Source organism: Nocardia sp. NPDC055029 (assembly GCF_053608525.1).
In genome coordinates this window covers 1-23,394 of sequence record NZ_JBSGVQ010000030.1, presented here as the reverse complement: position 1 = coordinate 23,394, position 23,394 = coordinate 1, and the positions used below count along the sequence as shown (strand labels likewise).

Sequence of the window (23,394 nt, the reverse complement as noted above, 5' to 3'; positions counted from 1 at the left end):
GAAGTCTCGGACGGGGCCGGATCAGATGATCTTCTGACCGATGAGGTAGGTGGCGATCTGGTTGCCGCCCTCGCCCTCGTCCGCGATCTTCTCGCCCGCGGTGCGGGCGGGCTTCGGGGTGGAGCCGGTGACCTGGGTGCCTGCGTTGGCGACGCCCACGGTCGACGGGTCGATGCCCAGATCGGCCAGGGTGAAGACCTGAACTTCCTTCTTCTTCGCGGCCATGATGCCCTTGAAGGACGGGAAGCGCGGCTCGTTGATCTTCTCGGTGACCGAGACGATGGCGGGCAGGGACGCCTCGAGCTTGAACACGCCCTCGTCGGTCTCGCGCTCGCCGGTGATCTTGTCGCCGTCGACGGTCAGCTTGCGCAGGTGCGTCAGCTGCGGGATGCCCAGGTACTCGGCGATGATCGCGGGAACGGCGCCAGCGCGACCGTCGGTGGCCTCGTTGCCGGCGATGACCAGCTCGACGCCCTCGACCTGGCCCAGCGCGCCGGCCAGCACCCACGCGGTCTGCACGGCGTCGGAACCGTGGATCGCCGGGTCGTTGATGTGGATGGCCTTGTCGGCACCCATGGACAGCGCCTTGCGGATGGCCTCGGTGGCGCGATCCGGACCGGCGGCCAGCACGGTGACCTCGCCGCCCTGGGCCTCCTTGATCAGCAGCGCTTCCTCGACGGCGCGCTCGTTGATCTCGTCGAGGACGGCGTCGGCGGCCTCGCGGTCGAGGGTGTAGTCACCATCGGTCAGCTTGCGCTCGGACCAGGTGTCAGGAACCTGCTTGATGAGTACGACGATGTTCGGCATCGGTCTTCGTCGACCTCCTTCTGGGTACACGTGTGTGGTGGCCGCACGAGCGGGGGGCCGTACGTCCGTGAGTAGCTCAGAGCGGAACACTACCCTACGCTAAGTTACTCGTGGGTAACCTACATGCACAAGGGGTTCTCATCCGGTCCCTGACTCCGGCAAGGACCGGCGGTACCAGTAACGTCGGACGAATGAGCGAGGCTGTGATCCCTGCCGCACCCGTGGCCGCCACACATGAACCACTGCCGTTGACCGGTGAGCGGACCGTGCCCGGCATCGCCGAGGAGAACTACTGGTTCCGTCGGCACGAGATCGCCTACGCCCGGCTGCTCGACCGTTGCACCGGTAAGACCGTGCTCGAGGCGGGTTCGGGCGAGGGCTACGGCGCCGACATGATCGCCGGCGTGGCCGCGCGTGTCGTCGGCGTCGACTACGACGAGGGCGCCGTCGCGCACGTGCGCGCGCGCTACCCGCGCGTCGAGATGATCCAGGGCAATCTCGCCGAGCTGCCGCTGGAGGACGAATCCGTCGATATCGTCGTGAATTTCCAGGTCATCGAGCATCTGTGGGACCAGGCGCAGTTCCTGCGCGAGTGCCTGCGCGTGCTGCGTCCGGGCGGGCAGCTGCTGATCAGCACGCCGAACCGGATCACCTTCTCCCCCGGCCGCGACACCCCGCTCAACCCGTTCCACACCCGCGAACTCAACGCCGCCGAGCTCACCGAACTGCTGGTCGAGGCCGGTTTCACGGTCACCGAGATGCTCGGCGTGCACCACGGCGCGAGCCTGAAAGCGTTGGACGCCAAGCACGGTGGGTCGTTCATCGACGCCCAGATCGAGCGCGCGCTGGCCGGTGAGCCGTGGCCCGCCGATCTCACCGCCGACGTCGCCGCCGTCACCATCGACGATTTCGACCTGCGCGCCGGCGATATCGACGCGAGCCTGGACCTGGTGGCGATCGCCGAAAAGGCAAGGCGTTGACCGATTCTCGCTCCGCCCGGTCCGGCTCCGTGCCGGGCCAGTTCACGCTCGTCCTGCATTCCCACCTACCCTGGCTGGCCCATCACGGACGCTGGCCGGTCGGCGAGGAATGGCTCTACCAGTCCTGGGCCGCGTCTTACCTGCCCGTGGTGCGGGTACTGAAGAACCTTGCGGCCGAAGGACGTACGCGTCTGCTGAGCCTGGGCATCACCCCGGTGCTCGCCGCCCAGCTCGACGATCCGCACTGCCTGGCTGGCATGCACCACTGGCTGGGCAACTGGCAGTTGCGCGCCGACGAGGCCTCGATGTCGGGCAATGTGGCGCTGGGCCGTCACGAACATCGGCTCGCCGCAACGGCTTTGGCCGAATTCGAACGGGATTGGCGGCACGGCAGCGCGCCGGTGTGGCGTTCGCTCATCGACGCGGACGCGATCGAGCTGCTCGGCGGTCCGCTGGCCCATCCGTTCCAGCCGCTGCTCGACGAGCGACTGCGCCAGTTCCAGCTCACCGAGGGTCTGGCCGACGCGCGACTGCGCTGGGGCACCACCCCGACCGGCATCTGGGCGCCCGAGTGCGGCTACACCCCCGGTATGGAGCGGAACTACGACGCCGCCGGTGTGACGCATTTCATGGTCGACGGGCCCTCGTTGCGGGGCGATACCACCCTCGGCAGGCCCGTCCGCGACGCCGATGTGCTCGCGTTCGGGCGCGATCTTCAGGTGAGCTACCGGGTCTGGTCGCCGAAACAGGGCTATCCGGGGCAGAGCGCGTACCGCGATTTCCATCACTACGACCACGCGACGGGTCTCAAACCGTCCCGGGTGACCGGCAAAACCGTCGCCGGACCTGACAAGGCCCCTTACGATCCCGAACTCGCCGCGGGCGCCATCACCCGCGACGTCGCCGACTTCGTCGAGACCGTGCGCAGCAGGCTGATCGAGGAGTCCGAGCGGATCGGCCGACCGGCCCTCGTGGTGGCCGCGTTCGACACCGAACTGTTCGGTCACTGGTGGCACGAGGGCCCCGAATGGCTCGAGCAGGTGCTGCGCGCGCTGCCCGAAGCAGGCGTGAACGTCGGCACCCTCGCCGACGCGCGCGACAACGGGTATGTCGGCGAACCTGTGCAGCTCAACGACTCGTCGTGGGGTTCGGGCAAGGACTGGCGGGTGTGGGCGGGCGACCAGGTCGCCGATCTCGTCGCGCTCAATGCCGACGTCGTCCGGCTGGCGCTGGACACCCTCGACAAGGTCCGCCGGGACGGCTCGCTGCGCGATCCGGTCGCCGACCAGTTGCTGCGCGAGGCCATTCTGACCGTCTCCAGCGACTGGGCGTTCATGGTCAGCAAGGACTCCGCCGCCGGGTACGCCCGCGACCGGGCACACGAGCACGCGCACGCCGTGCGCGAACTCGCCGAGGCCATCGGGGCAGGCCAGTTCGCCAAAGCGACCCGTCTCGCGGCAGGATGGAACGCGGCCGACGGATTCTTCCCAGGTCTGGACGCGCGGCGGTTGCCGACCGCTGTCCCGTCGGCCGCCGCTGAAGGATTCGTATGAAGATTTTGATGGTGTCGTGGGAGTACCCGCCGGTCGTGGTCGGTGGGCTCGGCCGGCACGTCCATCACCTGGCCGTCGAGCTGGCCGCGGCCGGTCACGAGGTCGTAGTGCTGGCGCGCAGGCCGACGGGTACCGACTCGATCACCCACCCCACGCACTCCTACATCGCCGACGGCGTGCTCGTCGTCGCGGTGGCCGAGGACCCGCCGTGTTTCGACTTCGGCGAGGACATGCTCGCCTGGACCCTGGCGATGGGGCACGCGATGGTCCGCGCCGGTGTGGCGCTCGGCAAGCCCGGCGTCGGCGAGGGCTGGACACCGGATGTGGTGCACGCGCACGACTGGCTCGTCGCGCACCCGTCGATCGCTCTGGCCGAGTACTACGACGTGCCGCTCGTCGCCACCATCCACGCCACCGAGGCCGGCCGCCACAGCGGCTGGGTATCGGGGCGGGTCAACAAGCAGGTGCACTCGGTCGAGTGGTGGCTGACCAACGAGGCCGATCAGCTCATCACCTGCTCGACGTCCATGCAGGACGAGGTGGAGCGGCTCTACGGGCCCGAGCTCTCGCCGATCTCGGTGATCCGCAACGGCATCGACGTCGGCGCGTGGACCTTCCGTCCGCGCGCACCGCGCTCCGGCCCGCCGAAGCTGCTGTATGTGGGCAGGCTCGAATACGAGAAGGGCGTGCAGGACGCGATCGCGGCGCTCCCCCGCATCCGCCGCGCGCACCCCGGCACCACCTTGACCGTCGCCGGTGTCGGCACCCAGTTCGACTGGCTGCGTGAACGCGCCCGCGTGCATCGCGTCGCGCGGGCCGTGCATTTCGTCGGCAGCCTCGGACACGAGGAACTGCTCGGCTGGCTGCACGGCGCGGACGCGATCGTGCTGCCGAGCCGGTACGAGCCGTTCGGCATCGTGGCGCTGGAAGCCGCCGCCGCCGGTGTCCCGCTGATCGCCTCCACCGCGGGCGGGCTCGGCGAGGCCGTCATCGACGGTGTCACCGGCGCCTCCTTCGAGCCGGCCGACGTGGACGGCATCGTCGACGCGGCCCGTGCCGTCCTCGACGACCCGGCGACCGCCCAGGACCGCGCCTACAACGCCCGCGAACGCCTCACCGCCGACTTCGCCTGGGACGTGGTCGCCGCGGAGACCGCCCAGGTCTACTCGGCCGCCAAACGTCGCGTGCGCACCTCGCTCGGCCGCCCCGACATCGTGGAACGGCCGCTGCCGGAGCGCGATCCGAAGTAGTGGACGCCTCTCGACGCGCGACCTCCGACAGGTCGCGCGCCGAGCTCGACTTCACCCACAACGCATGACGCCGAGGCGACCACCCGGCTCTACTGTCGCCCCATGCCTTTGCAGCAGATCCCCCACCTGCCCGCCGCGACCATCGGCCTGCGCGCCTCCGGAACCGTCACCGCCGAGGACTACACCACGGTCCTCGACCCGGCGATCGACGCGGCCCTCGAACACCAGCAGCCGGTCAACCTCGTCTACGTCCTCGGCCCCGACTTCGACCGCTATTCCCTCGACGCGATGTGGCAGGACCTGAAACTCGTCCGCGTCCCCCGCAGCGCCTGGGGCCGCTTCGCCCTGGTCACCGACCACAAGGCACTGGGCGAAGCGGTCCACCTGTTCGGCTTCCTCATCCCCGCGGAGGTGCGCGTCTTCCCCGTCGCGAACGAGAGCGACGCCATCGCCTGGGTGGCGTGATAGCACCTGGCGCCGGCGCCGCGGGTAGAGCACTTGTCGAGGGGCTGAGGGATTTCAACCCTAGGGACGATGGATAGCTACGGATGCTGCGAGCAGAATTTTGGGTGTCGATCCTGCGGGAACCATCGACTCGAGCGGGTTCCCGGCCCTGTGCACCGAAGGAACTGCTGCCATGAACAAGAACAGAATTCGCGCAGCCGCAGCGGCTGCGGCGCTCACACCGATTTTCGTCCTTGGTACCGGCTTCGCCGCCGCGACTCCCGCCGACTCGGTCATCCCGGTCGCACCCGAGCCCGATCAAGTCGAGCCCACAGCCCTGAATCGTCTGGGCGACCCCCTGTGCATATTTCTAGGCACTCTCCCGGGCATCGGGGGGTTCGCCGCGTTCGTTTGCGCCGTGTGATCGGTTCCTGACCCGGCAGCGACGGGTGAGGTCGTGGCAGCACCGGTGACACCATCGCGTGGGTACGCTGAGCCCGCGTCAGGTGGTGGGGTTCTTCAGGCGGGGTGGATGCCGCCGCCGTGATAGCGGGTCGCGGCGTTCCAGAGGAAGAAGCTGTCGATGCCCGCGTCTCGGGTGGCGTCGATCTGGGCGCGCAACTCGGCGTCGCCGTAGGTCACACCGAGGCTGAAGTCCTGGAGCCACGGGATCACTGTGGCGCCGGTGCCCGTCGTGCTCTTCTGGAAGTCCTGCAGCGAGCGAAGGATGATGTCGTAGGGCTGGGCGTTGGGGTTGGCGACGCCGTACTCGCCGGAGTTCCAGTGGGAGGGGTAGAGCATGGGGGCGACGAAGTCGACGTTGCGGGCCATGCGGGGGATGTCCTGGGCGATCTCGTCCGGGCGAGTGGAGGCGATGCCGTAGACGGCGGCGCTCAGGTGGGCGCCGGCGAGGTGGACCGGGTAGCGGCTCTCGGCGAGGAATCCGGCGACCGCGTCGGTGGGGGTGCCGGTAAGTCCGGCGAAATGCATGCTGGTCAGGCTGCCGTCGGGGCGGCGGACGTAGTCGTACATGATGCCGTCGAAGCCGAGCTGTGCGGCCTCCACCGCGAGGTCGATGTTGTATCGGCGCACGTCGGGATGGGCGACATTGGTGAAGGCGATCGGGCCGTAGTGACTGGAATAGGGCTGCCCGGACGGATTCTGGACAACCCAATCGGGTCGGCCGTTGTGCCAGGCCCAGGCGGCCACGGTCGGATCGCGGAACGCGACAATGCGGCCGACCACCTGCAGGCCGAGGTCGTGCAATTGCCGCAGGGCGGCGGGCGCATCGTAAATCGAAGCGACAGCACCGGATTCGCGGGCGAGGGCAACCTGGGAGTCGTAGCCGACGACGCCGTCCTCGTCCTTGATGTCGAGCTGCACGGTATCGATGCGGCCTTCGCGAGCGAGATCGAGCACGGCTTCGCGCAGGCCCTCGTGCGACCAGGCGTGCGCGGTGACGTGCACCGCCCGCATCCGCGGCAGCGTGCGCGCCGTGACGACGGTGCTGCTGCTCTGATTGCCCGCGGCGTCCGCCGCCACGACCTCGACGGCGGGAGCCCACGGCACGGAGATCTCGAAGGCCCCGTCCGGACCGGGAGTCACCGATTCCTCGCCGATGGACACGCGCACGGCGTCGATGGCCTTGCCGCGCAGCACGACCGGGGCGCGATAGGAGCGCACCGGATCAGGTGGTGTCACCTGCAGGGTCGGCGCGACGGTGTCCGCGGCCGAGACCGCGGATCTGCTCAACGCGAATCCGGCCAGCAGCGCGACTACCACCAACGCGAGGACAGCAACTGCGGCGATCATCGCCAAACGCCGCCGATCAACCGACTGGATCCACAATCCCAACGCCCACACCACCTTCCGCTACCGTGTCAGGCCCACTATTTCGCAGGTCCGATGCAAACTGCCGGGGTATCGAAAGAACACGGGAAAAGCTTTGCCGCCGCGTTACATTATCGCGATGGGAGGCAGATCGAACCCGGTATTCCACCGCGTGTCCACGCTCTTGCTGGCCGCGGCGCTCACCGCCTGCACGGCAGAGGGCGCACCGGCTCCGGCCGGAGAACCAGCCGGGCCCGCGACGACAGCGGAATCGTCACCGCCGAATCCGGCCGAGATCACCGCCAACGAACTGGGATTCGTCCCGGTCCTGATGTATCACCAGATCACACCGAACCCGGCCGGTGAGTACGACCAGACCCCGGCGGAGTTCCGCGACGAACTCGAACGGCTGTACCGCGAGGGCTACCGCCCGGTGACCGCCGCGCAGTACATCGCCGGCGACCTCAATCTGCCGGCGGGCACCCATCCGGTGGTACTCACCTTCGACGACTCCACCGGGAGCCAGCTCGCCTTCACCGACGCCGGCGCCGTGGCCCCGGACAGCGCAGCGGGCATCCTCGCCGAGTTCGGCGCCCGCTACCCGGATTTCCGGCCGGTGGCCACCTTCTACGTCAACAACGAGCCCTTCGGGAACGACCCTCGCGCGCTGCCCTGGCTGGCGGCCAACGGCCACGAGGTCGGTGCGCACACCGCCGATCACGCGAATCTCGCGAGCCTGGACGCCGACGGCGTGCAACGCGAACTGGTGCAGAACGTGCGTGCGGTGACCACGGCAGCGCCCGGAGTCACCGTGCGCACCATGGCATTGCCGCTGGGCGTCTATCCCCGCGATCGCGGCCTGGCCACGGCGGGCAGCTGGGACGGCACCACCTACCGCTTCGACGCTGTGATGCTGGTTGGCTCGAATCCCGCCCCCGCACCGTACGGCGCGATCGACCCCGGCGGCGTGCCGCGCATCAGGTCCGGCCGGGGCGCGGTCCCGTTCGACTCCGGCTACTGGCTGGACTGGCTGGCCGCCCACCCGGACCAGCGCTACACCGCCGACGGCGACCCGGCGCGCATCTCCTTCCCCCGGCAACGCGCCGCGGAGGTCGACGCGCGCTGGGCGGACCGGGCCAACCCGTACTGACGCCCGGTCAGGCGTCGGGGGTGAAGGCGAAGATCTCGCCGAGGCGGGTGGCGACGACGACTTCGCCCTCAGGCCCGACGGAGGTGCCGGTGGTGGTACCGGTGGCGGCGGGCAGGACGTCGGAGTCGACGGTATTGCCCGTGGTGGTGTCGAAGGTGATCAGGCTCAGGCCGGCGCCGATGGCGGCGACGGTGTAGCCGATGCCGCCCGAGGTCTGGGCTGGGGTGCCGCGCAGGGCGAGGTCTTTGCGTTCCCAGGCGAGCTCGGCGCGGTCGCCACGGTCGTGCAGGGCCATCAGGTAGCCGTCGTCGCCCGCGGGGATGATCAGGTCGTCGACCAGGGAGATGCCGCGGCTGGGGGTCCAGCCGAGGGCGTGGGTCCAGCGGGTGCTGCCGTCCTCGGTGTTCACGGCGATCAGGCGGCCGCTGTTGTCGCCGACGTACACGGTGGCGCCGTCGCCGGACAGGGTCGGGCTGGTGGCGCTGCCGCCGGTCAGCATGTCGGCGCTCCACTCCTGGGCGACCTTGCCGTCGGCGTAGCGCATCCCGCGCAACGAGGCGACGGACTTGCCGGGCTCCCACACGGTGACGAAGAACCGGCCCGATTCGGGGTCGACGGCGGCGGTGTTGGCGACCGCGCAGCGCGGGCCGCCGATCCGGCAGTCGTCGAGACCGTCGCCGGAGGCCGGGCGGGTCAGGCCGGGCAGTTTCAGGAAGTCGGGCTCGCCGAGCAGCTGCAGCGTCGGCACCTCGCGACCGCCGGTCTGCCGACTCAGGACGTCGACCTGGCCGGACTGGGTCACCGTGAGCAGTTTGCCGTCAGCGGTGAACTGGATCGCCACCGGCACGCCCGCCACCGGCGTGCGCCAGCGCGGCTGACCGAGGTAGTTGAAGGAGTTCACCGCGCCGTCGTCACCGACGTAGACGTTGCTGACGCTGTCGACCACGGTCGGCGACTCGATCGTCGACGGGCCGAGCGGGTTGCAGAAGCGCTTGCGTCCGGTGCGCATCTGGTAGGAGAAGATCGCGCAGTTGCCCGTGCTCGTCGTCACGAACATCTGGCCCTCGGAGCCGATCGTCAACGGCTGGGCGATCGGGCCGCCCACCGGGCGCGACCAGCTCAGCGACATCGACTCCGCGCCGGTCACCGGGCTCGCGCCGCCGTTGCGGCCGTCGTGATGGGCTGCGGGCCAACCCTTTCCGCTGCCGACCGTGATGTCGTCCACGTCGGTGCCGCAGCCTGCCAACGCCACCACACCGGCAGCAGCGAGCGAGGCCGCGACGCGAGTCCGAGTTCGCACCTGCTGATCTCCCTGTTTTATCGAGCCGATGATCGGGGTACCGCACGGTATACGTGCGCTCCGAAAGTACTCTGTGTTATCGATGACCGAATCCCCGGGGCTGGCCCGGTGCGATCACGACGGGAGAGTAGTTCGTGACGAGCATGTGGGGCGCGCCGCTGAGCGCGCGCTGGCGTGGTTCACGCCGCCGCGATCCGCAGCAGGCGCGGTTTCTGACCAGGGACTCGCTGCGCTGGGTGCTCGCCAACCGCGCCTACACCCCCTGGTACCTGGTGCGGTACTACCGGCTGGCCAAGTTCCGGCTGGCCAACCCGCACATCGTGCTGCGCGGGATGGTGTTCCTCGGCCGCAATGTGGAGATCCACGCGACCCCGGAATTCGCCCGTATGGAGATCGGCCGCTGGGTGCACATCGGTGACGGCAACGCCATCCGCTGCCACGAGGGCTCGCTGCGCATCGGCGACAAGGTGGTCTTCGGCAAGGACAACGTCGTCAACACCTACCTCGACATCGAGATCGGCGAATCCACGCTGGTCGCCGACTGGTGCTACATCTGCGACTTCGACCACAAGATGGACGACATCACCCTGCCCATCAAGGACCAGGGCATCGTGAAGAGCCCCGTCCGGATCGGCCCCGACACCTGGATCGCCGCCAAGGTGACCGTGCTGCGTGATACCCGCGTCGGCCGTGGGTGCGTGCTGGGCGCGCACGCGGTGGTGCGTGGGGACATCCCCGACTACAGCATCGCCGTCGGCGCGCCGGCCAAGGTCGTCAAGAACCGCAAGGTCGCCTGGGACGCCACCGCCGAGGAGCGGGCCGCTTATATGGCCGCGCTGGCCGATATCGAGCGGAAGAAGAACGCCGCGGCCCAGGCGTAACCAGCTGGCGGCTGCGCGGTCGAGGGCTGAGGGATTTCAACCCCGGGGATGATGGTTTTCCACTCGTACCACGAGAACAATTATTGGTGTCGATCTTGCGGGATCCTTCGTTCGCGTGGGTTTCCCGTATTCCTCACCGAAGGAACCATCATGACCAAGAATAGAATTCGCGCAGCCGCAGCAGCTGTGGCGCTCACACCGATGATCGCCCTCGGGTCAGGTATTGCTACTGCGGCCCCCTCCGAATCCCCTACCCCTGTCGCGGTCTCCGAGCTGGCCCCCGTTCAAGTCGAGCCTGCCGTGCTACTGGTGCCATTTACACTCGGGCTCAGCCTGCTCGCGTTGCCGATCTGCTTTGTGCCGCCGGTCCTGCCCTTGCTTACAGCCCCCTGCGTCTTCGTTGTATGACCCGCTGAACAAGTACCGCGACGCAATGCGCCGGCCCGGCGAAGGCCAGCGGCGTTATGCCCTGCCCCGGCAGGGTCGCCATGCCGGACCGGCGGGTAGATCGCGGCTTTCTGCTGACGGGGTCTGATGGATTTCAGCCCCAGGGATGATGGTTTTCCGCTGGTGCCGCGAGAACACTTATTGGTGTCGATCTTGCGGGGGCCGTCGCTTCGCGAGGCTTCCCGCACTCCCCTCACCGATAGGAACCCATCATGAACATCAAGTTGCGCGCGGCGGCAACGGCATTCGCGGTTGCCCCCTTCATCGCTCTCGGTTCGGGCGTAGCCACAGCAGACGCTGTGCCCGGACCTTCTGTGGAGCAACTCCACGACGTAGGCGGCGGCGGTGGTTGCGTTCCCCCGGCCTTCGTCATCGATGTTGGCGGTTGGATAATTTTTGGCCTATGCCTGGCGTAGTCATTTCCCGTTCGCCCCCTCGCAATTCCCGGCAGATTTCCGGATCAACCTCCTTGGACGGGGCTCCAGCGCCTGGTTGACCTCCCACGAGGTAGCCGAGCCCGCCCTGTCCCCATCCGCATCACTCAGTATGCGCGCTCGGATCCACGATGCCGGGGGCTGACGACCGCGCCCACCATGGCAACCTGTCGGGGGCGGTGGGTACGGTCGCACGGTGGACAGTTATGCGGCGCTGCTGCGGGGGATCATGCCGACCAATCCGAATATGCGCAACGAGAAGTTGCGCGGGGTGTTCGAGGGGCTGGGCTTCGACAAGGTCGCCTCGGTACTGACCAGCGGCAATGTCGTCTTCCGCACCGCCGACGACCGGGCCGACCTGGAAGAGCGCATCCAGCAGGCCCTGGCCACCGAGCTGGGCATCCCCGGCGGGACCATCATCCGCAGTCACTCCGAACTGCGTGAACTCCTCGACCGCGACCCCTTCGAGGGCCTCCCCCACGAACGCGGTTCCTACCTCACCGTCACCTTCTTCAAGAACACGATGCGCGAAGCCGATACGAAAGCCTTCGACGACGACCCCCTCACCCGTGTCATCGGCTACGACCGCAAGGCCCGCGCCTTCCTCACCGTGGTCGACAACAGCACCAACAGAACCCCCGACTTCATGGCCCGCCTGGAGAAGACCTACGGCAAGGACATCACCACCCGCACCTGGCTCACGGTCCAGCGGGTGGTGAAGAAGATGGAAAGTTAGGCCTACTCGTACAGCGTCTCGCCGCGCTGGGTGTCGAAGTATTCGCGCACCTCGGAGATCTTGCCGTCGGTGACGACGAAGTTCGCGATGTAGGCGTTGTCGTACTCGTGGCCCGAGGTCGTGGTCGCCCTCGATCGCCATTCGACGACGACGTTCGAATCGCCGATGGTCAGGCTGAGCAGGTCCGTGGTGAACGAGCCCGGCTGCATCCGGGACATCGCGATCGGGAAGAACTCGTCGACGATGGCGTCCGGCCCGTGCCAGGTTCCGGAGTTGGGCAGCCGGCCTGGTGCGATCCATCGCGCGTCATCGGTGAAGCACTCCTTCAACAGCGCCGGGGTCCCGGACTGGAGTGCGGCGAAGTAGCGATGGATGGCGGCCTCGGTGGGGTTCTCGTTGGTCACCGGCACAGCTTAGTCGAATATATGTTCGACAGTCGCTTCGTCGTACCTGCCCGGACGCGTCCTACCGGGCCGCGTGGGCCGTGCACAGGAAAACCGTTGCGTTGCGGCCGATTCGGGTGATCACCAAGGTATAGGGCCGGGTGCCGCGCTGCTTGAGCTTCTTGCGCAGGGCGTCCGGGTCGATATCGACGCCTCGGACGAGGATCTCCAGCGCACCGCAGTCGCGGCGGGACAGCTCCTGGCGCAGCGTCTTCTCGCGCAGTTCGAAGCGATCCTCGATGCGGAAGCCGCGCATGCCTGAGGGGACGGTGTCGCCGGTGAGATAGGCGATGTGCGGGTCCAGTTGCCAGAGACCGTGTTTCGCGGCGTAGTGGCGCACCAGGCCCGCGCGCACGATCGCGCCGTCGGGGTCGACGATCCACTCGCCGGGCGCGCGCTCGGGGATGTCGTCGGGATCGGCGTCGGTGAGAGTGGTTGTGCCCCCGCGGGAATCGAGGACGGTGGCGCGGCGGGTGACGCCGGATTCGGTCAGCCCGGGCGACCACAGGCAGGCTTCGCGGACCGCGCCGTCGAGGGAGACCACCTCGATCTCGCCGTTCCAGCCGAGGCGGTCGAAATCCAGTCCGGGAGCGGACTTCACGGCGATGTCGCGGCCCGCGTAGGCGGCCAGCAGGTCTGGCAGAGGGGGTTGCAGTTTGGCGGGGTCATAGGTGCGGCGACCGTCGGCTCGGCGCGCGGGATCGGCGATGATCACGGTGTCCCGGGAGGTCGGGGTGAGGGCATCGGCCTTGGCCAGCACTATGTTTCGTCCGCCCACGACACGCCCCGGACGCGGCTCACTCACACCGCGGCGAAGCAAGCTGGGCGCGTGGTCGACCGCGGCGGCGGGGCCGACGCGACCATCGCTGTCGTCCCGGCGACTTCGTCGAGGGTCCGCGTGTTCATCCGAACTGGCAGATGCACCCCCTGCCGACTCGGGCTTCGCCGACAGTGGCACTACGCCGAGGTTGTGTGCGGCCATTGCCAGCCGCACGTCGTCGAGATCGCTGCCGATGACTGCCGGGCACACCTCGGCCAGCTCTGCCAGCTCCGCCCCGATCGAGCAGGTGACATCGTGCACCGCCCGGCCGGCCAGCCGCGCGGCCCGGTGCCGGGCGACGAGCGCGGGCGTTGCCTGCTGCAGGGCGTCGTCGGTGAACAACCATTCGGCCGCCGCGGGCAGCTTCACCGCGGCCTTACGCCGCAACCGCACCGTCTCGATCAGCGCGGCGGCGTGCGCGTCGTGCGAACGACGCACCTGCTCGATATCGCGCAGGTGCGTCGCCGGGGTGAGCTCCAGCCGGTCGACCTCGGCGAGCGCGGCGGATCCCGCCGCGCTGCCCAGATAGGCGACGTCGTCGCGGCCGAAGCGGTACCCCACCTACTTCTGCGCCGCGCCCGGCTTCACGCCGGTGATCATCGCGTTGTAGAAGAACTCGCGCGGGACGACCTTGCGCAGGACGTTCTCGTCGAGCCAGCTCAGGCCCAGCCAGGCGCGGTACTGCGCCATGCGGTAGCCGATGGTCAGCTTCTCTTCGGGGACGGCGGCCTCGAACGTGCGCACCGGCCAGCCCCACAGGGCGGCGGCGAACTCCTCGGTGGTGGCCTTCACGTCGACGGCACCGGCCGACTTGGCCATCTTCTCGAGATCGCTCGGGTCGAAGGTGTGCAGGTCGACGACGGCCTCGAGCGCGGCGGCGCGGGAGGACTCGTCCAGCTCGGTCTGCGGGCGGCGCCAGCCGGACAGGAACGGCAGCTTGGTGATCTCGGTGGTCACCTTCCAGGTGGCCTGACCGAGCTTGCGGGCGTAGAGGTTGCCGATGGTGGTCGGCTCACCGGCGAAGACGAAACGTCCGCCCGGCTTGAGCACCCGCAGGCACTCCTTGAGCGCCAGCTCCACGTCCGGGATGTGGTGCAGCACGGCGTGGCCGCACACGAGGTCGAAGGTGTCGTCGTCGTACGGGATGGTCTCGGCGTCGGCGACGCGGCCGTCGACGTCCAGGCCCAGGTGCTCGGCGTTGCGCAGCGCGACCTTGACCATGCCGGGCGAGAGGTCGGTGACCGAGCCCTTCTTCGCGATGCCGCCCTGCATCAGGTTCAGCAGGAAGAACCCCGTGCCGCAGCCGAGCTCGAGCGCCCGTTCGTAGGGGAGCGGGGCGGGGCCGACCGCGAGGTCGAACCGGCCGCGGGCATACGCGATACAGCGTTCGTCATAGGAGATCGACCACTTGTCGTCGTATGTCTCCGCTTCCCAGTCGTGATACAGGACCTGGGCGAGCTTGGTGTCCTTCAGCGCTGCTTCGACCTCGGCCTCGGTGGCGTGCGGGTTCGGCGCCGGGTCATCGGGGTGGACCGTCATAACCGCCAAGAGTAATAGGAGACCCTTGGCACGCAATGGGCGGTCTTGTTTCCGGCGGTTCCACTTGGTCGTTCGACCGGTCGCAGCTCACCGGCCGGTGAAAACCGCGCTGTTCGGACCCTCGGCGGCGAAGGTGCGGGTGCCGGTGCGGGCGTCGTCGGTGTCGAACAGCGCCGACCATTCGGTGACGGCGGTGGAGTGACCGTGCGGGCCCGCTTCGAAGACCGCCTTGGCGGCCGCCAGGGCGCGCGGCGCGGCCGTCACGAACTGCTCGGCCCAGCGGCGGGCGGCGGTGAGGACGTCGTCGGGGGCGACGACCTCGTCGACCAGACCGAGCTTCGCGGCTTCCTCGGCGTCGACGAATCGACCGGTGTAGACAAGGTCCTTGGCGCGGCTCGCGCCGATCAGCAGCGACAGCCTGCGGATCCCCGACAGCGGGATCAGGCCCGCCTTGATCTGCGGCAGCCCGAGTTTGACGTTGTCGCCGATGATCCGGTGGTCGGCGCCGAGTGCCAGCTCCAGACCGGCGCCGAGGCAGTAGCCGGTGATCGCGGCGACCGTCGGCTGCGGCACCCGGGTGAGGCAGCCGAGGGCGGCTTGCAGGTCGGCGGCCATGGCGGCCGCCTGCTCGGCGTCGAGCTCGGCGAGCTCGGTCATCTCGTCGCCCGCGCTGAACACCCGCTCGTCGCCGTAGACGATGAGCGCGGCCACCCCGGGGTGCCTGCCCACGGTCTCGGCCGCCGCGGCGACCTCACGGGCAAGCTGGGCGTCGACGAGGTTCAGCGGCGGACGATCGATGCGCAGCAGCGCGACGCCGCGAGCGGTCGGCTCGGCGGGCAGCTCGAGGGTGACGAATTCGGCCATGCGGCCAACCTACCGGCCGCCCAGTGCACCCAGCTGCGGCAGCTCCGCGAAATACCGGCCGTTGTCCGGGAAGTCGGTCAGCGGCGGGCCCTCGGCGTTGGGCGTGTAGTGCGGCATGATCGGGGTGATCGCCCGGTCGGCGGCCAGCACGGCCGCGGTATCGGCGAAACCGCACAGGCCGTCGAGCTGCGACCACGTCGGCGGCAGCAGGACGTGCTCGCCCGCCCGCCAGCTCGCCAGGGCGTCCTGCGGAGTCGCCCAGAGGACCTGGGCGGCCTCGGAGGTCGCGCCGTCGGCGATCTGGCCCTGCGGCAGCACGGCGACGAAGAACCGGGTGTTGTAGCGGCGCGGTTCAGCTTCGGGAGTGATCCAGTTCGACCACGGACGCAGCAGATCGGCACGCAGCACCAGACCCTCGGCCGCGAGGAAGGCCGCGAGCGACAGCTCACGGCGCTCGAGCTTGCCGCGGGCCTCGCGGTAGACCGCGGAGTCGTCGACGACGGTATCGGCGGTAGGCCCGGCCAGCAGCACGCCGCATTCCTCGAAGGTCTCCCGGACCGCGGCCGCGACCAGCGCCTGGGCCGCCTGCTCGGTCGTCGCGAAACGCTCGGCCCACCACGCCGGTGCGGGTCCTGCCCAGGCGATGTCGGCGGTGCCGTCGGCGGCGTCGACGCCACCGCCGGGGAAGACGGTCATCCCGCCCGCGAACGCCATTCCGCTGACGCGCCGCTGCAGGAACACCTCGATGCCCGACCCACCGTCGCGCACCAGCATCACCGTCGACGCGTCGCGCGCGGCTACCCCGGACTCACTCATACCCGTTCCTCTCCACCGCCGGGCGCGGCCCGGCGACCGACTCCGACCGGCCCCATCGCCTGCCGGAGCACCGGGCAGGCCGCGCGTGTGACGCGCGGCCGCGACTCCGGCCTCCACTGCACCCTAACGCCTGCTTGGTTAGCGGTGGAAACAGTTCAGCCGGGCGGGTGCTGTCCCGCCCTCCCGGTTCCCACTGAGTGGACGTCAGGCGCGACGGTGCTGCCCCGCCCGGCGCGCCCTGCGGGCGAACCAGCGCCCGTCGACCCGGTCCAGCGCGATGGACTGGCTGAACGCGGCGCTGAGGTTCTCGGCGGTGAGCACGTCCTCGAGCAGACCCTGCCCGACGACCTCGCCCTCCCTGAGCAGCATGGCGTGGGTGAAGCCCGGCGGGATCTCCTCCACGTGGTGGGTCACCAGGACCATCGCGGGCGCGTCGGGGTCGGCGGCGAGATAGCCGAGCCGCTCCACGAGTTCCTCGCGCCCACCCAGGTCGAGGCCGGCGGCGGGTTCGTCGAGCAGCAGCAGTTCCGGGTCGGTCATCAGGGCGCGTGCGATCAGCACCCGCTTGCGTTCGCCCTCGGACAGGGTGCCGTAGGTGCGGTCGGAAAGGTGTTCGGCGCCCAGGGTTTCCAGCATGTCGACGGCGCGTTCGGTGTCGATGTCGTCGTAGCGTTCGCGCCACCGGCCGAGCACCGCGTAGCCTGCCGACACCACCAGATCGCTGACCTTCTCGTCGACGGGGATGCGGCTGGCCACCGCCGCCGAGGACAACCCGATGCGCGGGCGCAGCTCGGTGACGTCGACGCGACCGAGGGTCTCCCCCAACAGGTTCGCGTCACCGGAGGTCGGATGGACCTCGGCGGCGGCCATTCTCAGCAGCGAGGTCTTGCCTGCCCCGTTGGGGCCTAACACCACCCAGCGTTCGTCGAGCTCGACCTGCCAGCTGACCGGGCCGACGAGCGTTCGGCCCGAGCGGCGGATGGTCACGTCGGAGAAGTCGATGAGCAGATCGGGATCGGGTTGCGACACGCGCTCCATCTTGGACCACGCGGGCCCTCAGCGGAACGACCGGCCCGGGTGGGATTCGTCGTTGCTGGTCGGCGCGGAATCGCGGTGCCCGCCCTGCTCGCCGCGCAGCATCCTGGCGGCGAGAAACGAGATCGGCACCGAGAGCACCACCCACACGATCAGGATCACCACAATCGTCGTCACCATCGCGGAACCTCCCTACGCCTGGCTGCCTGGACCGTCGGTTTCATATACCCCCACGATCCCCCAGATACACCCCGCCGTGACGGCGAGTCGCGAAAACCGGCACCAACCGGCAGGATTCGGCCGCGCGTGCCGGTGGGTCAGGCCTGGGCGGGCACCGCGATCACCGTCATCGAGCCGGGCGCCACCTCGGTGAAGCCCGCGTCGCGCACGGCGACAGCGCGACCGGCGGCCACCTCGGCCACCAATCCAGCCCACCGCTGGTCGTCGGCATCGCGGACCGCGCACCGGAAGTCGTGCTCGGCCCAGGCCGCCGCGGCCGTCACCGGCATGGCCCCCGCCAGCAGCATGCTCGCGTGCCCGACCTGGGCGGCCGCCTTGCCGACCGACATCTCGAGCGCCGCGTTGACCCACAGCACCGGCAGCCGCGGGTCCGGCGGGCCCGGCTCGTCGTGCTCGAGATCGGTGCCGCCGATCTGCAGCTTGCGGATCCGCTGGTCGATGGCGCCCACCGGGCCGGGAACGAACGCACGCGCCTGCGCGCCGTCGACATCGATCGTGACACCGTCGACCGCACCCGCGGACACCCACTGCGAGCCGCGAGCCCGTCGGGCCACCTTCCTGATCCTGGACCGCTTCCACGCCAGATACCGCGGCTCCCACTCTCCGCCCGGCCCGGAGCGCGGGTCGAGACAGACGGCGACGGCAGCGGCCGCCGCGGCTTCCAGGAGCGCGCTGCGGGCGGGCGGATGGGTCTTCGGGATGTGCAGCACCATCTGCATCGCCTGGACCATGGCCGGGTCGTCCGGGTCGCCGTTGCCGCCGTAGCCCCGCGCCAATTCGGCGTGCCGCACAGCGAATTCGGCCGCGGTGTCCCTGACCTCCGCCTCGGTCTCCACGCTGCTCAGTTCCGCGCTGCCCATGCCACAACACCCGATTCGATCGACGCCACCAGTCCGGCCCAGCCTAGCGAGCCGACCGGACGGTCTCCGTCGCCACTACGCGACCTGCACGGACAGGATGAACTGCGGCCCCGGCTCGATCGGTGGCTGGCTGGCCGGGCCGAAGACGAATTGGATGGTCGCCATGCCGGGCCCGATACCACGGAACGGCCACACCGTGCTGTCGCCCTCCGACTGGGGTGGCTCCGCGGACAGGACACCCTCCTCGATGTTCACCGGTATCCACTGCTCGGTGTCGTCCGGCTTCTGCGGTAGCCGGACCAGCAGGAGCTGACCGAGCTCCACGCCGACCGTCCCGCCGTTGAAGGTCTGGTCGACCTCGACCGGGCTCACCGCGGCCGCCGGTGCGGTGGTCGGCAGCTCGATTGTCGTCGAGGTGCCGGACGAGTCGTCGCCACATCCGGCGAGCAGGCCCGCGAGGGTGGCCAGGACGAGCAAGCCTCGCGGAACCGAGCGACCAGCGCCCGTAGCGTCCACTCGAGCCGCGAGCAGGACTTTCCGCACGGAACTCTCCCAACGCCGAAGGACACCCTGCGCTGGAGGCTAACGCCGTGCCGGACCCAGCCGACCACGACGCGCCAGTGACTACCGCCCGAGCAGCGGAACCCGGCGCACCCCGCCGTCGCGGGCGTCGGCCGCCTCGACCTCGTCGCGGGTGACGCCGAGGATGAACAGCACCGCGTCCAGATACGGATGCGACAGCGCCGTGTCGGCCACCTCGCGCAGCGCGGGCTTGGCGTTGAACGCCACGCCGAGCCCGGCCGCGTTGAGCATGTCGATGTCGTTGGCGCCGTCGCCGACCGCCACGGTCTGCTCCATCGGCACGCCCGCGTCGGCGGCGAACTTGCGCAGCGCGGTCGCCTTGAAGGCCCGGTCGACGATCTCGCCGATCACCCGGCCGGTGAGCTTCCCGTCGACGATCTCGAGGGTGTTGGCCTGCACGAAGTCGAGTTCCAGCTCATGCGCGAGCGGCTCGATGACCTGCCGGAACCCACCGGAGACCACGCCGCAGCGGAACCCGAGCCGACGCAGCGTGCGGATGGTGGTGCGGGCGCCGGGGGTGAGCTCGATCCGGTCGGCGACCTCCTCGATCACCGACTCGTCGAGACCTTCCAGGGTCGCGACCCGCTGGCGCAGCGATTCGGCGAAGTCGAGTTCGCCACGCATCGCGGCCTCGGTGACCTCGCGGACCTGCTCCTCGACACCGGCGTGCGCGGCCAGCATCTCGATGACCTCACCCTGGATCAGGGTGGAGTCCACGTCGAAGACGATGAGCCGCTTGGCGCGACGGGCCAGCCCGGCCCGTTCCACGGCGATGTCGACCTGCTCGGCGACGGCGACGTCGGCCAGCGCGGTGCGCAGCCGGGAATCGGTGTCGGCGCCGGTGTCGGTCGCGGTGACCATCAGTTCCATGCCGGTCACCGGATAGTCGGCGATGCCGCGAATGGTGTCGATATTGGCGCCGAGGGCGGCGAGCATCCGCGAGATCGCGCTGAACGCGTGCGCGGTGACGGGGGCGCCGAGCACCACCACGGCATGCGTCGACATCGGCGGCTTGCCGATCTGCGCGTCGACGGACACGTCGACCTGCATGCCGACGGTGTTCATCGCCTCTTCGAGCTCGTCCTGCAGCGCCTCGGGGTCGTTGGGGCACGACACCAGCACACCGAGGGTGAGCCTGCCCCTGATGACGACCTGCTCCACGTCGAGCAGGCTCACCTGATGCCGCGATAGCGCTGTCAGCAGCACAGAAGTGACGCCAGGTCGGTCGGGGCCGGTGACGGTCACGAGAACTGTGGTGTCTGCCAAGTCGATCTGCTCCATATCCGGGCCCTTCCCTGGGGTGAGCCGTAAATGCGCAACTTAGTCTAGAAATAGCGCGTGCACCTGCTGGTCACCCAGCAGGTGCACACCCTCGGTCTTCCGGTGTTTTCTACTTCTTCGCCAGCGTGCCTTCGGCAACGTGCGTGGCGTGCTTGGCCGAGCCCCAGCCGACGTGCGCCTCGGCCTTCATGCGCTCGACCATGTGCGGGTAGTGCAGCTCGAACGCCGGACGCTCGGAGCGGATGCGCGGCAGCTCGTAGAAGTTGTGCCGCGGCGGCGGGCAGGTGGTGGCCCACTCCAGGGAGTTGCCGTAGCCCCACGGGTCGTCCACCGTGACGACCTCGCCGTAGCGGTAGCTCTTGAAGGTGTTCCACACGAACGGCAGCATCGACGAGCCGAGGATGAAGGCACCGATGGTGGAGATCGTGTTCAGCGTGGTGAAGCCGTCGCTGGGCAGGTAGTCGGCGTAGCGACGCGGCATGCCCTCGGCGCCCAGCCAGTGCTGCACCAGGAAGGTGGTGTGGAAGCCGACGAAGGTGGTCCAGAAGTGCCACTTCGCCAGGCGCTCGTCCATCATGCGGCCGGTGATCTTCGGGAACCAGAAATAGATACCCGCGAAGGTGGCGAACACGATGGTGCCGAAGAGCACGTAGTGGAAGTGCGCGACGACGAAGTACGAGTCGGTGACGTGGAAGTCCAGCGGCGGCGAGGCCAGGATGACGCCCGACAGACCACCGAAGAGGAAGGTCACCAGGAAGCCGATCGACCACAGCATCGGTGATTCGAACGTCAGCTGACCGCGCCACATCGTGCCGATCCAGTTGAAGAACTTCACACCGGTCGGGACCGCGATGAGGAAGGTCATGAAGGAGAAGTACGGCAGCAGCACGGCGCCGGTGGCGTACATGTGGTGCGCCCACACCGCGATCGACAGCGCCGCGATACCGAGCGTCGCGTAGACCAGCGTGGTGTAACCGAAGATCGGCTTACGGCTGAAGACCGGGAAGATCTCGGACACGATGCCGAAGAACGGCAGCGCGATGATGTAGACCTCGGGGTGGCCGAAGAACCAGAACAGGTGCTGGTAGAGCAGGATGCCGCCGGTGGCCGGGTCGTAGATGTGGCCGCCCAGGTGGCGGTCGTAGGCCAGGCCGAACAGCGCCGCGGTCAGCAGCGGGAACGCGAGCAGCACCAGGACCGAGGTCACCGCGATGTTCCAGGTGAAGATCGGCATGCGGAACATGGTCATACCGGGCGCGCGCAGGCAGACCACGGTGGTGAGCATGTTGACGCCACCGAGGATGGTGCCGAGACCGGACACGGCCAGACCCAGGATCCACAGGTCGGTGCCGACACCGGGCGAGTGCAGGATGTCGGTCAGCGGCACGTACGCCGTCCAGCCGAAGTCCGCGGCGCCACCGGGGGTCACGAAGCCCGCGGTCGCCATGGAGCCACCGAACAGGTACAGCCAGTAGCTGAACGCGTTCAGTCGCGGGAAGGCGACGTCGGGGGCGCCGATCTGCAGCGGCAGGATGATGTTGGCGAAGCCGAACACGATCGCCGTCGCGTAGAACAGCAGCATGATCGTGCCGTGCATGGTGAACAGCTGGTTGAACTGCTCGGGCGAGAGGAACTGCAGACCCGGGCGGGCCAGCTCGGCGCGCATGAGCAGCGCCATGAGACCGCCGACCAGGAAGAAGCTGATCGCCGTCACCAGGTACATGGTGCCGAGCACCTTGGGGTCGGTGGTGGTGACCGCCTTGTACAGGAACGAGCCCTTGGGCCCGGTCCGAGCGGGATACGGTCGAGTCGCTTCCAACTGAGGGACTGGCCTGGGCTCTACCGCAGTCACTGATCCTCCTGAAGATGCCTGTACGTCACTCGCAGGCCCTCCGTCCTCCGGTCAGAGGCAGACGACGGTCAGCATGCGTTGGAGTGAATCGTAAACCGTGCTGCCGCAGCATCACGAGCGGGTCCTACTCTGTGTCGTATTCAGCGCGCCGTAGACGAACGACGGCGTATCCGACCGACACCGTTCTCGATCTTCCTCCGCAGGTCGCGCGGGTGCAACGGTTGCCTGCGATGACTTTTCGGGTGCCGCGACGTCATGATCTATGACGGTGGGCACGTTCCGCCACCGTCTCTGTCGAGCTATTCCCCCGCAGCCGAGGAGTCGTCATGTCCGTCAGCATCCAGCCCGGCGATCCCACCTGGGTCGATCTCTACACCGCCGATCTCGACCGCGCCATCGCCTTCTACGGCGAACTGTTCGGCTGGACCGCCGAACGCGGCGGCGAGGAGTTCGGTGGCTACACCACCCTGCGCAAGGACGGCAAGGCCGTCGCGGGTGCGATGAACCGCGTCCCCGACGACGGCGATCCGTTCCCCGACCGCTGGACCGTCTACCTGGCCGCCGACGACGCCGCGGCGACCACGGCGAAGGCGAGCGCCGCAGGCGCCAACGTGTTCGTCGAGCCGATGGCGGTGGGCAAGCTGGGCACCATGGCCGTGCTTGCCGATGTCGGCGGCGTCGGTGTCGGCGTGTGGCAGGCGGGCGAGTTCCCCGGCTTCGAGGCGATCGGCGACGTCGCCGACGGTGTCTGGAGCAACCACGACGGTGTGCCGTCCTGGTTCGAGCTGATGACCCGCGCCTACGAGCCGTCGCTGACCTTCTACCGCGAGGTCTTCGGCTGGCGTGACCCGTTCACCGTGGCCGACTCCCCCGAGTTCCGCTACACCACCCTCCACGCGACCTCCCCGATGCGCGGCGGCGTCATGGACGCCACCGGCCACCTCCCCGAGGGCATCCCCGGCGCGTGGACGACCTACTTCGGCGCCGACGACGTCGACAAGACCGCCGCCACGGCCGTCGCCCTCGGCGGCGCCGTGGTGTTCGACCCCATGGACACCCCCTACGGCCGCCTGGCCGGTCTCACCGACCCGACCGGCGCCCACTTCAGCATCGGCGGCAACGCGCGCTGAGCGTGGTGGCGACGCGTCGTCCGCCTGGGCACCACCGGGGGAAACAACATAGGGGGGGGAAACCACCCCCCCGGGGGGTTGACCCCCACCCAGGGGGCGCGGGAGGGGTACCCCCCCCGC

23 protein-coding genes are annotated in these 23,394 nt (G+C 69.0%); 9 read left to right on the top strand and 14 right to left on the bottom strand.

The window, feature by feature from the left end; genetic code table 11:
• Positions 1–21: 21 nt before the first annotated feature.
• Positions 22–807: an electron transfer flavoprotein subunit beta/FixA family protein gene (locus tag ACWF9G_RS23705; protein WP_189027240.1), complete on the bottom strand. Its 786-nt coding sequence runs from the start codon at positions 805–807 to the stop codon at positions 22–24.
• 191 nt (positions 808–998) lie between these two features.
• Here ACWF9G_RS23705 and ACWF9G_RS23700 point away from each other — a divergent pair, with 191 nt between their 5' ends.
• The 4 genes from ACWF9G_RS23700 to ACWF9G_RS23685 all read left to right on the top strand — a co-directional run bounded on the left by ACWF9G_RS23700 (position 999) and on the right by ACWF9G_RS23685 (position 5,055).
• Positions 999–1,787: a class I SAM-dependent methyltransferase gene (locus ACWF9G_RS23700; RefSeq protein ID WP_379305262.1), complete on the top strand. Its 789-nt coding sequence runs from the start codon at positions 999–1,001 to the stop codon at positions 1,785–1,787.
• Entirely contained in the window at positions 1,784–3,340 is a 1,557-nt protein-coding gene (locus ACWF9G_RS23695) for a 1,4-alpha-glucan branching protein domain-containing protein (RefSeq protein WP_379305264.1), read from the top strand. Before ACWF9G_RS23700 ends, ACWF9G_RS23695 begins: the two co-directional genes overlap by 4 nt.
• The gene (locus ACWF9G_RS23690) at positions 3,337–4,590 is read left to right on the top strand and encodes a glycosyltransferase family 4 protein (protein ID WP_379305268.1); all 1,254 of its coding nucleotides are present in this window, start codon (positions 3,337–3,339) and stop codon (positions 4,588–4,590) included. The genes ACWF9G_RS23695 and ACWF9G_RS23690 overlap by 4 nt, the downstream gene beginning before the upstream one ends.
• A 102-nt stretch (positions 4,591–4,692) precedes the next feature.
• Positions 4,693–5,055, top strand: a complete 363-nt coding sequence (locus tag ACWF9G_RS23685; RefSeq protein WP_379305270.1) for a SpoIIAA family protein — start codon at positions 4,693–4,695, stop codon at positions 5,053–5,055.
• Positions 5,056–5,553: 498 nt separating this feature from the next.
• Here ACWF9G_RS23685 and ACWF9G_RS23680 read toward each other — a convergent pair whose 3' ends face one another.
• Positions 5,554–6,846: a putative glycoside hydrolase gene (locus ACWF9G_RS23680; RefSeq protein ID WP_452517960.1), complete on the bottom strand. Its 1,293-nt coding sequence runs from the start codon at positions 6,844–6,846 to the stop codon at positions 5,554–5,556.
• 157 nt (positions 6,847–7,003) lie between these two features.
• On the opposite strand from ACWF9G_RS23680, the gene ACWF9G_RS23675 reads away from it, so the two are divergent.
• A complete protein-coding gene (locus tag ACWF9G_RS23675) occupies positions 7,004–8,014 on the top strand; it encodes a polysaccharide deacetylase family protein (protein WP_452517958.1) in 1,011 nt (336 codons plus the stop codon).
• A 7-nt stretch (positions 8,015–8,021) separates the two neighbouring features.
• Here ACWF9G_RS23675 and ACWF9G_RS23670 read toward each other — a convergent pair whose 3' ends face one another.
• Complete coding sequence (locus tag ACWF9G_RS23670) at positions 8,022–9,314, bottom strand: outer membrane protein assembly factor BamB family protein (RefSeq protein ID WP_452517956.1); 1,293 nt, start codon at positions 9,312–9,314, stop codon at positions 8,022–8,024.
• A gap of 143 nt (positions 9,315–9,457) precedes the next feature.
• On the opposite strand from ACWF9G_RS23670, the gene ACWF9G_RS23665 reads away from it, so the two are divergent.
• The 3 genes from ACWF9G_RS23665 to ACWF9G_RS23655 all read left to right on the top strand — a co-directional run bounded on the left by ACWF9G_RS23665 (position 9,458) and on the right by ACWF9G_RS23655 (position 11,812).
• Complete coding sequence (locus tag ACWF9G_RS23665) at positions 9,458–10,195, top strand: acyltransferase (RefSeq protein ID WP_189027579.1); 738 nt, start codon at positions 9,458–9,460, stop codon at positions 10,193–10,195.
• Positions 10,196–10,854: 659 nt separating this feature from the next.
• Entirely contained in the window at positions 10,855–11,058 is a 204-nt protein-coding gene (locus ACWF9G_RS23660; protein WP_452517954.1) for a hypothetical protein, read from the top strand.
• Between the two features lie 214 nt (positions 11,059–11,272).
• Complete coding sequence (locus ACWF9G_RS23655) at positions 11,273–11,812, top strand: DUF1697 domain-containing protein (RefSeq protein ID WP_452517952.1); 540 nt, start codon at positions 11,273–11,275, stop codon at positions 11,810–11,812.
• Positions 11,813–11,814: 2 nt separating this feature from the next.
• Here ACWF9G_RS23655 and ACWF9G_RS23650 read toward each other — a convergent pair whose 3' ends face one another.
• From ACWF9G_RS23650 to ctaD, 11 genes are all read right to left on the bottom strand, one after another.
• The gene (locus tag ACWF9G_RS23650; protein ID WP_452517951.1) at positions 11,815–12,216 is read right to left on the bottom strand and encodes a nuclear transport factor 2 family protein; all 402 of its coding nucleotides are present in this window, start codon (positions 12,214–12,216) and stop codon (positions 11,815–11,817) included.
• Positions 12,217–12,277: 61 nt separating this feature from the next.
• Positions 12,278–13,636, bottom strand: coding sequence for a THUMP-like domain-containing protein (locus ACWF9G_RS23645; protein ID WP_452517949.1), 1,359 nt, complete (start codon positions 13,634–13,636; stop codon positions 12,278–12,280).
• Positions 13,637–14,614 carry a class I SAM-dependent methyltransferase gene (locus ACWF9G_RS23640; RefSeq protein WP_452517947.1) on the bottom strand — a complete coding sequence of 326 codons (978 nt, stop codon included), beginning with the start codon at positions 14,612–14,614 and terminating at the stop codon, positions 13,637–13,639. It abuts the gene before it with no gap.
• A gap of 87 nt (positions 14,615–14,701) precedes the next feature.
• Entirely contained in the window at positions 14,702–15,478 is a 777-nt protein-coding gene (locus tag ACWF9G_RS23635; protein ID WP_452517946.1) for an enoyl-CoA hydratase-related protein, read from the bottom strand.
• Between the two features lie 9 nt (positions 15,479–15,487).
• Positions 15,488–16,294: an NUDIX hydrolase gene (locus tag ACWF9G_RS23630; RefSeq protein ID WP_452517944.1), complete on the bottom strand. Its 807-nt coding sequence runs from the start codon at positions 16,292–16,294 to the stop codon at positions 15,488–15,490.
• A gap of 204 nt (positions 16,295–16,498) precedes the next feature.
• Positions 16,499–17,332, bottom strand: a complete 834-nt coding sequence (locus ACWF9G_RS23625; protein WP_189027208.1) for an ABC transporter ATP-binding protein — start codon at positions 17,330–17,332, stop codon at positions 16,499–16,501.
• 18 nt (positions 17,333–17,350) lie between these two features.
• On the bottom strand, positions 17,351–17,509 hold the full coding sequence (locus ACWF9G_RS23620) for a hypothetical protein (RefSeq protein ID WP_452517942.1): 159 nt from the start codon (positions 17,507–17,509) through the stop codon (positions 17,351–17,353).
• Between the two features lie 137 nt (positions 17,510–17,646).
• Entirely contained in the window at positions 17,647–18,429 is a 783-nt protein-coding gene (locus tag ACWF9G_RS23615) for a peptidyl-tRNA hydrolase (protein ID WP_452517940.1), read from the bottom strand.
• 75 nt (positions 18,430–18,504) lie between these two features.
• Positions 18,505–18,972 carry a hypothetical protein gene (locus tag ACWF9G_RS23610; RefSeq protein WP_452517938.1) on the bottom strand — a complete coding sequence of 156 codons (468 nt, stop codon included), beginning with the start codon at positions 18,970–18,972 and terminating at the stop codon, positions 18,505–18,507.
• An 81-nt stretch (positions 18,973–19,053) separates the two neighbouring features.
• A complete protein-coding gene (serB, locus tag ACWF9G_RS23605) occupies positions 19,054–20,292 on the bottom strand; it encodes a phosphoserine phosphatase SerB (RefSeq protein ID WP_379305294.1) in 1,239 nt (412 codons plus the stop codon).
• Positions 20,293–20,401: 109 nt separating this feature from the next.
• Positions 20,402–22,144, bottom strand: a complete 1,743-nt coding sequence (gene ctaD, locus ACWF9G_RS23600) for an aa3-type cytochrome oxidase subunit I (protein WP_189027200.1) — start codon at positions 22,142–22,144, stop codon at positions 20,402–20,404.
• Between the two features lie 326 nt (positions 22,145–22,470).
• Here ctaD and ACWF9G_RS23595 point away from each other — a divergent pair, with 326 nt between their 5' ends.
• Positions 22,471–23,274, top strand: a complete 804-nt coding sequence (locus tag ACWF9G_RS23595; protein WP_452517936.1) for a VOC family protein — start codon at positions 22,471–22,473, stop codon at positions 23,272–23,274.
• The last annotated feature ends 120 nt before the right edge of the window (positions 23,275–23,394 follow it).

Excerpts from the sequence above, each read along its gene's own strand:
- ACWF9G_RS23705 (WP_189027240.1), bottom strand. The coding sequence starts at position 807 with ATGCCGAACATCGTCGTACTCATCAAGCAGGTTCCTGACACCTGGTCC.
- ACWF9G_RS23700 (WP_379305262.1), top strand. The coding sequence starts at position 999 with ATGAGCGAGGCTGTGATCCCTGCCGCACCCGTGGCCGCCACACATGAA.
- ACWF9G_RS23690 (WP_379305268.1), top strand. The coding sequence starts at position 3,337 with ATGAAGATTTTGATGGTGTCGTGGGAGTACCCGCCGGTCGTGGTCGGT.
- ACWF9G_RS23685 (WP_379305270.1), top strand. The coding sequence starts at position 4,693 with ATGCCTTTGCAGCAGATCCCCCACCTGCCCGCCGCGACCATCGGCCTG.
- ACWF9G_RS23680 (WP_452517960.1), bottom strand. The coding sequence starts at position 6,846 with ATGATCGCCGCAGTTGCTGTCCTCGCGTTGGTGGTAGTCGCGCTGCTG.
- ACWF9G_RS23675 (WP_452517958.1), top strand. The coding sequence starts at position 7,004 with ATGGGAGGCAGATCGAACCCGGTATTCCACCGCGTGTCCACGCTCTTG.
- ACWF9G_RS23665 (WP_189027579.1), top strand. The coding sequence starts at position 9,458 with ATGTGGGGCGCGCCGCTGAGCGCGCGCTGGCGTGGTTCACGCCGCCGC.
- ACWF9G_RS23660 (WP_452517954.1), top strand. The coding sequence starts at position 10,855 with ATGAACATCAAGTTGCGCGCGGCGGCAACGGCATTCGCGGTTGCCCCC.
- ACWF9G_RS23640 (WP_452517947.1), bottom strand. The coding sequence starts at position 14,614 with ATGACGGTCCACCCCGATGACCCGGCGCCGAACCCGCACGCCACCGAG.
- ACWF9G_RS23635 (WP_452517946.1), bottom strand. The coding sequence starts at position 15,478 with ATGGCCGAATTCGTCACCCTCGAGCTGCCCGCCGAGCCGACCGCTCGC.
- ACWF9G_RS23630 (WP_452517944.1), bottom strand. The coding sequence starts at position 16,294 with ATGAGTGAGTCCGGGGTAGCCGCGCGCGACGCGTCGACGGTGATGCTG.
- ACWF9G_RS23625 (WP_189027208.1), bottom strand. The coding sequence starts at position 17,332 with ATGGAGCGCGTGTCGCAACCCGATCCCGATCTGCTCATCGACTTCTCC.
- ACWF9G_RS23620 (WP_452517942.1), bottom strand. The coding sequence starts at position 17,509 with ATGGTGACGACGATTGTGGTGATCCTGATCGTGTGGGTGGTGCTCTCG.
- ACWF9G_RS23615 (WP_452517940.1), bottom strand. The coding sequence starts at position 18,429 with ATGGGCAGCGCGGAACTGAGCAGCGTGGAGACCGAGGCGGAGGTCAGG.
- serB (WP_379305294.1), bottom strand. The coding sequence starts at position 20,292 with ATGGAGCAGATCGACTTGGCAGACACCACAGTTCTCGTGACCGTCACC.
- ACWF9G_RS23595 (WP_452517936.1), top strand. The coding sequence starts at position 22,471 with ATGTCCGTCAGCATCCAGCCCGGCGATCCCACCTGGGTCGATCTCTAC.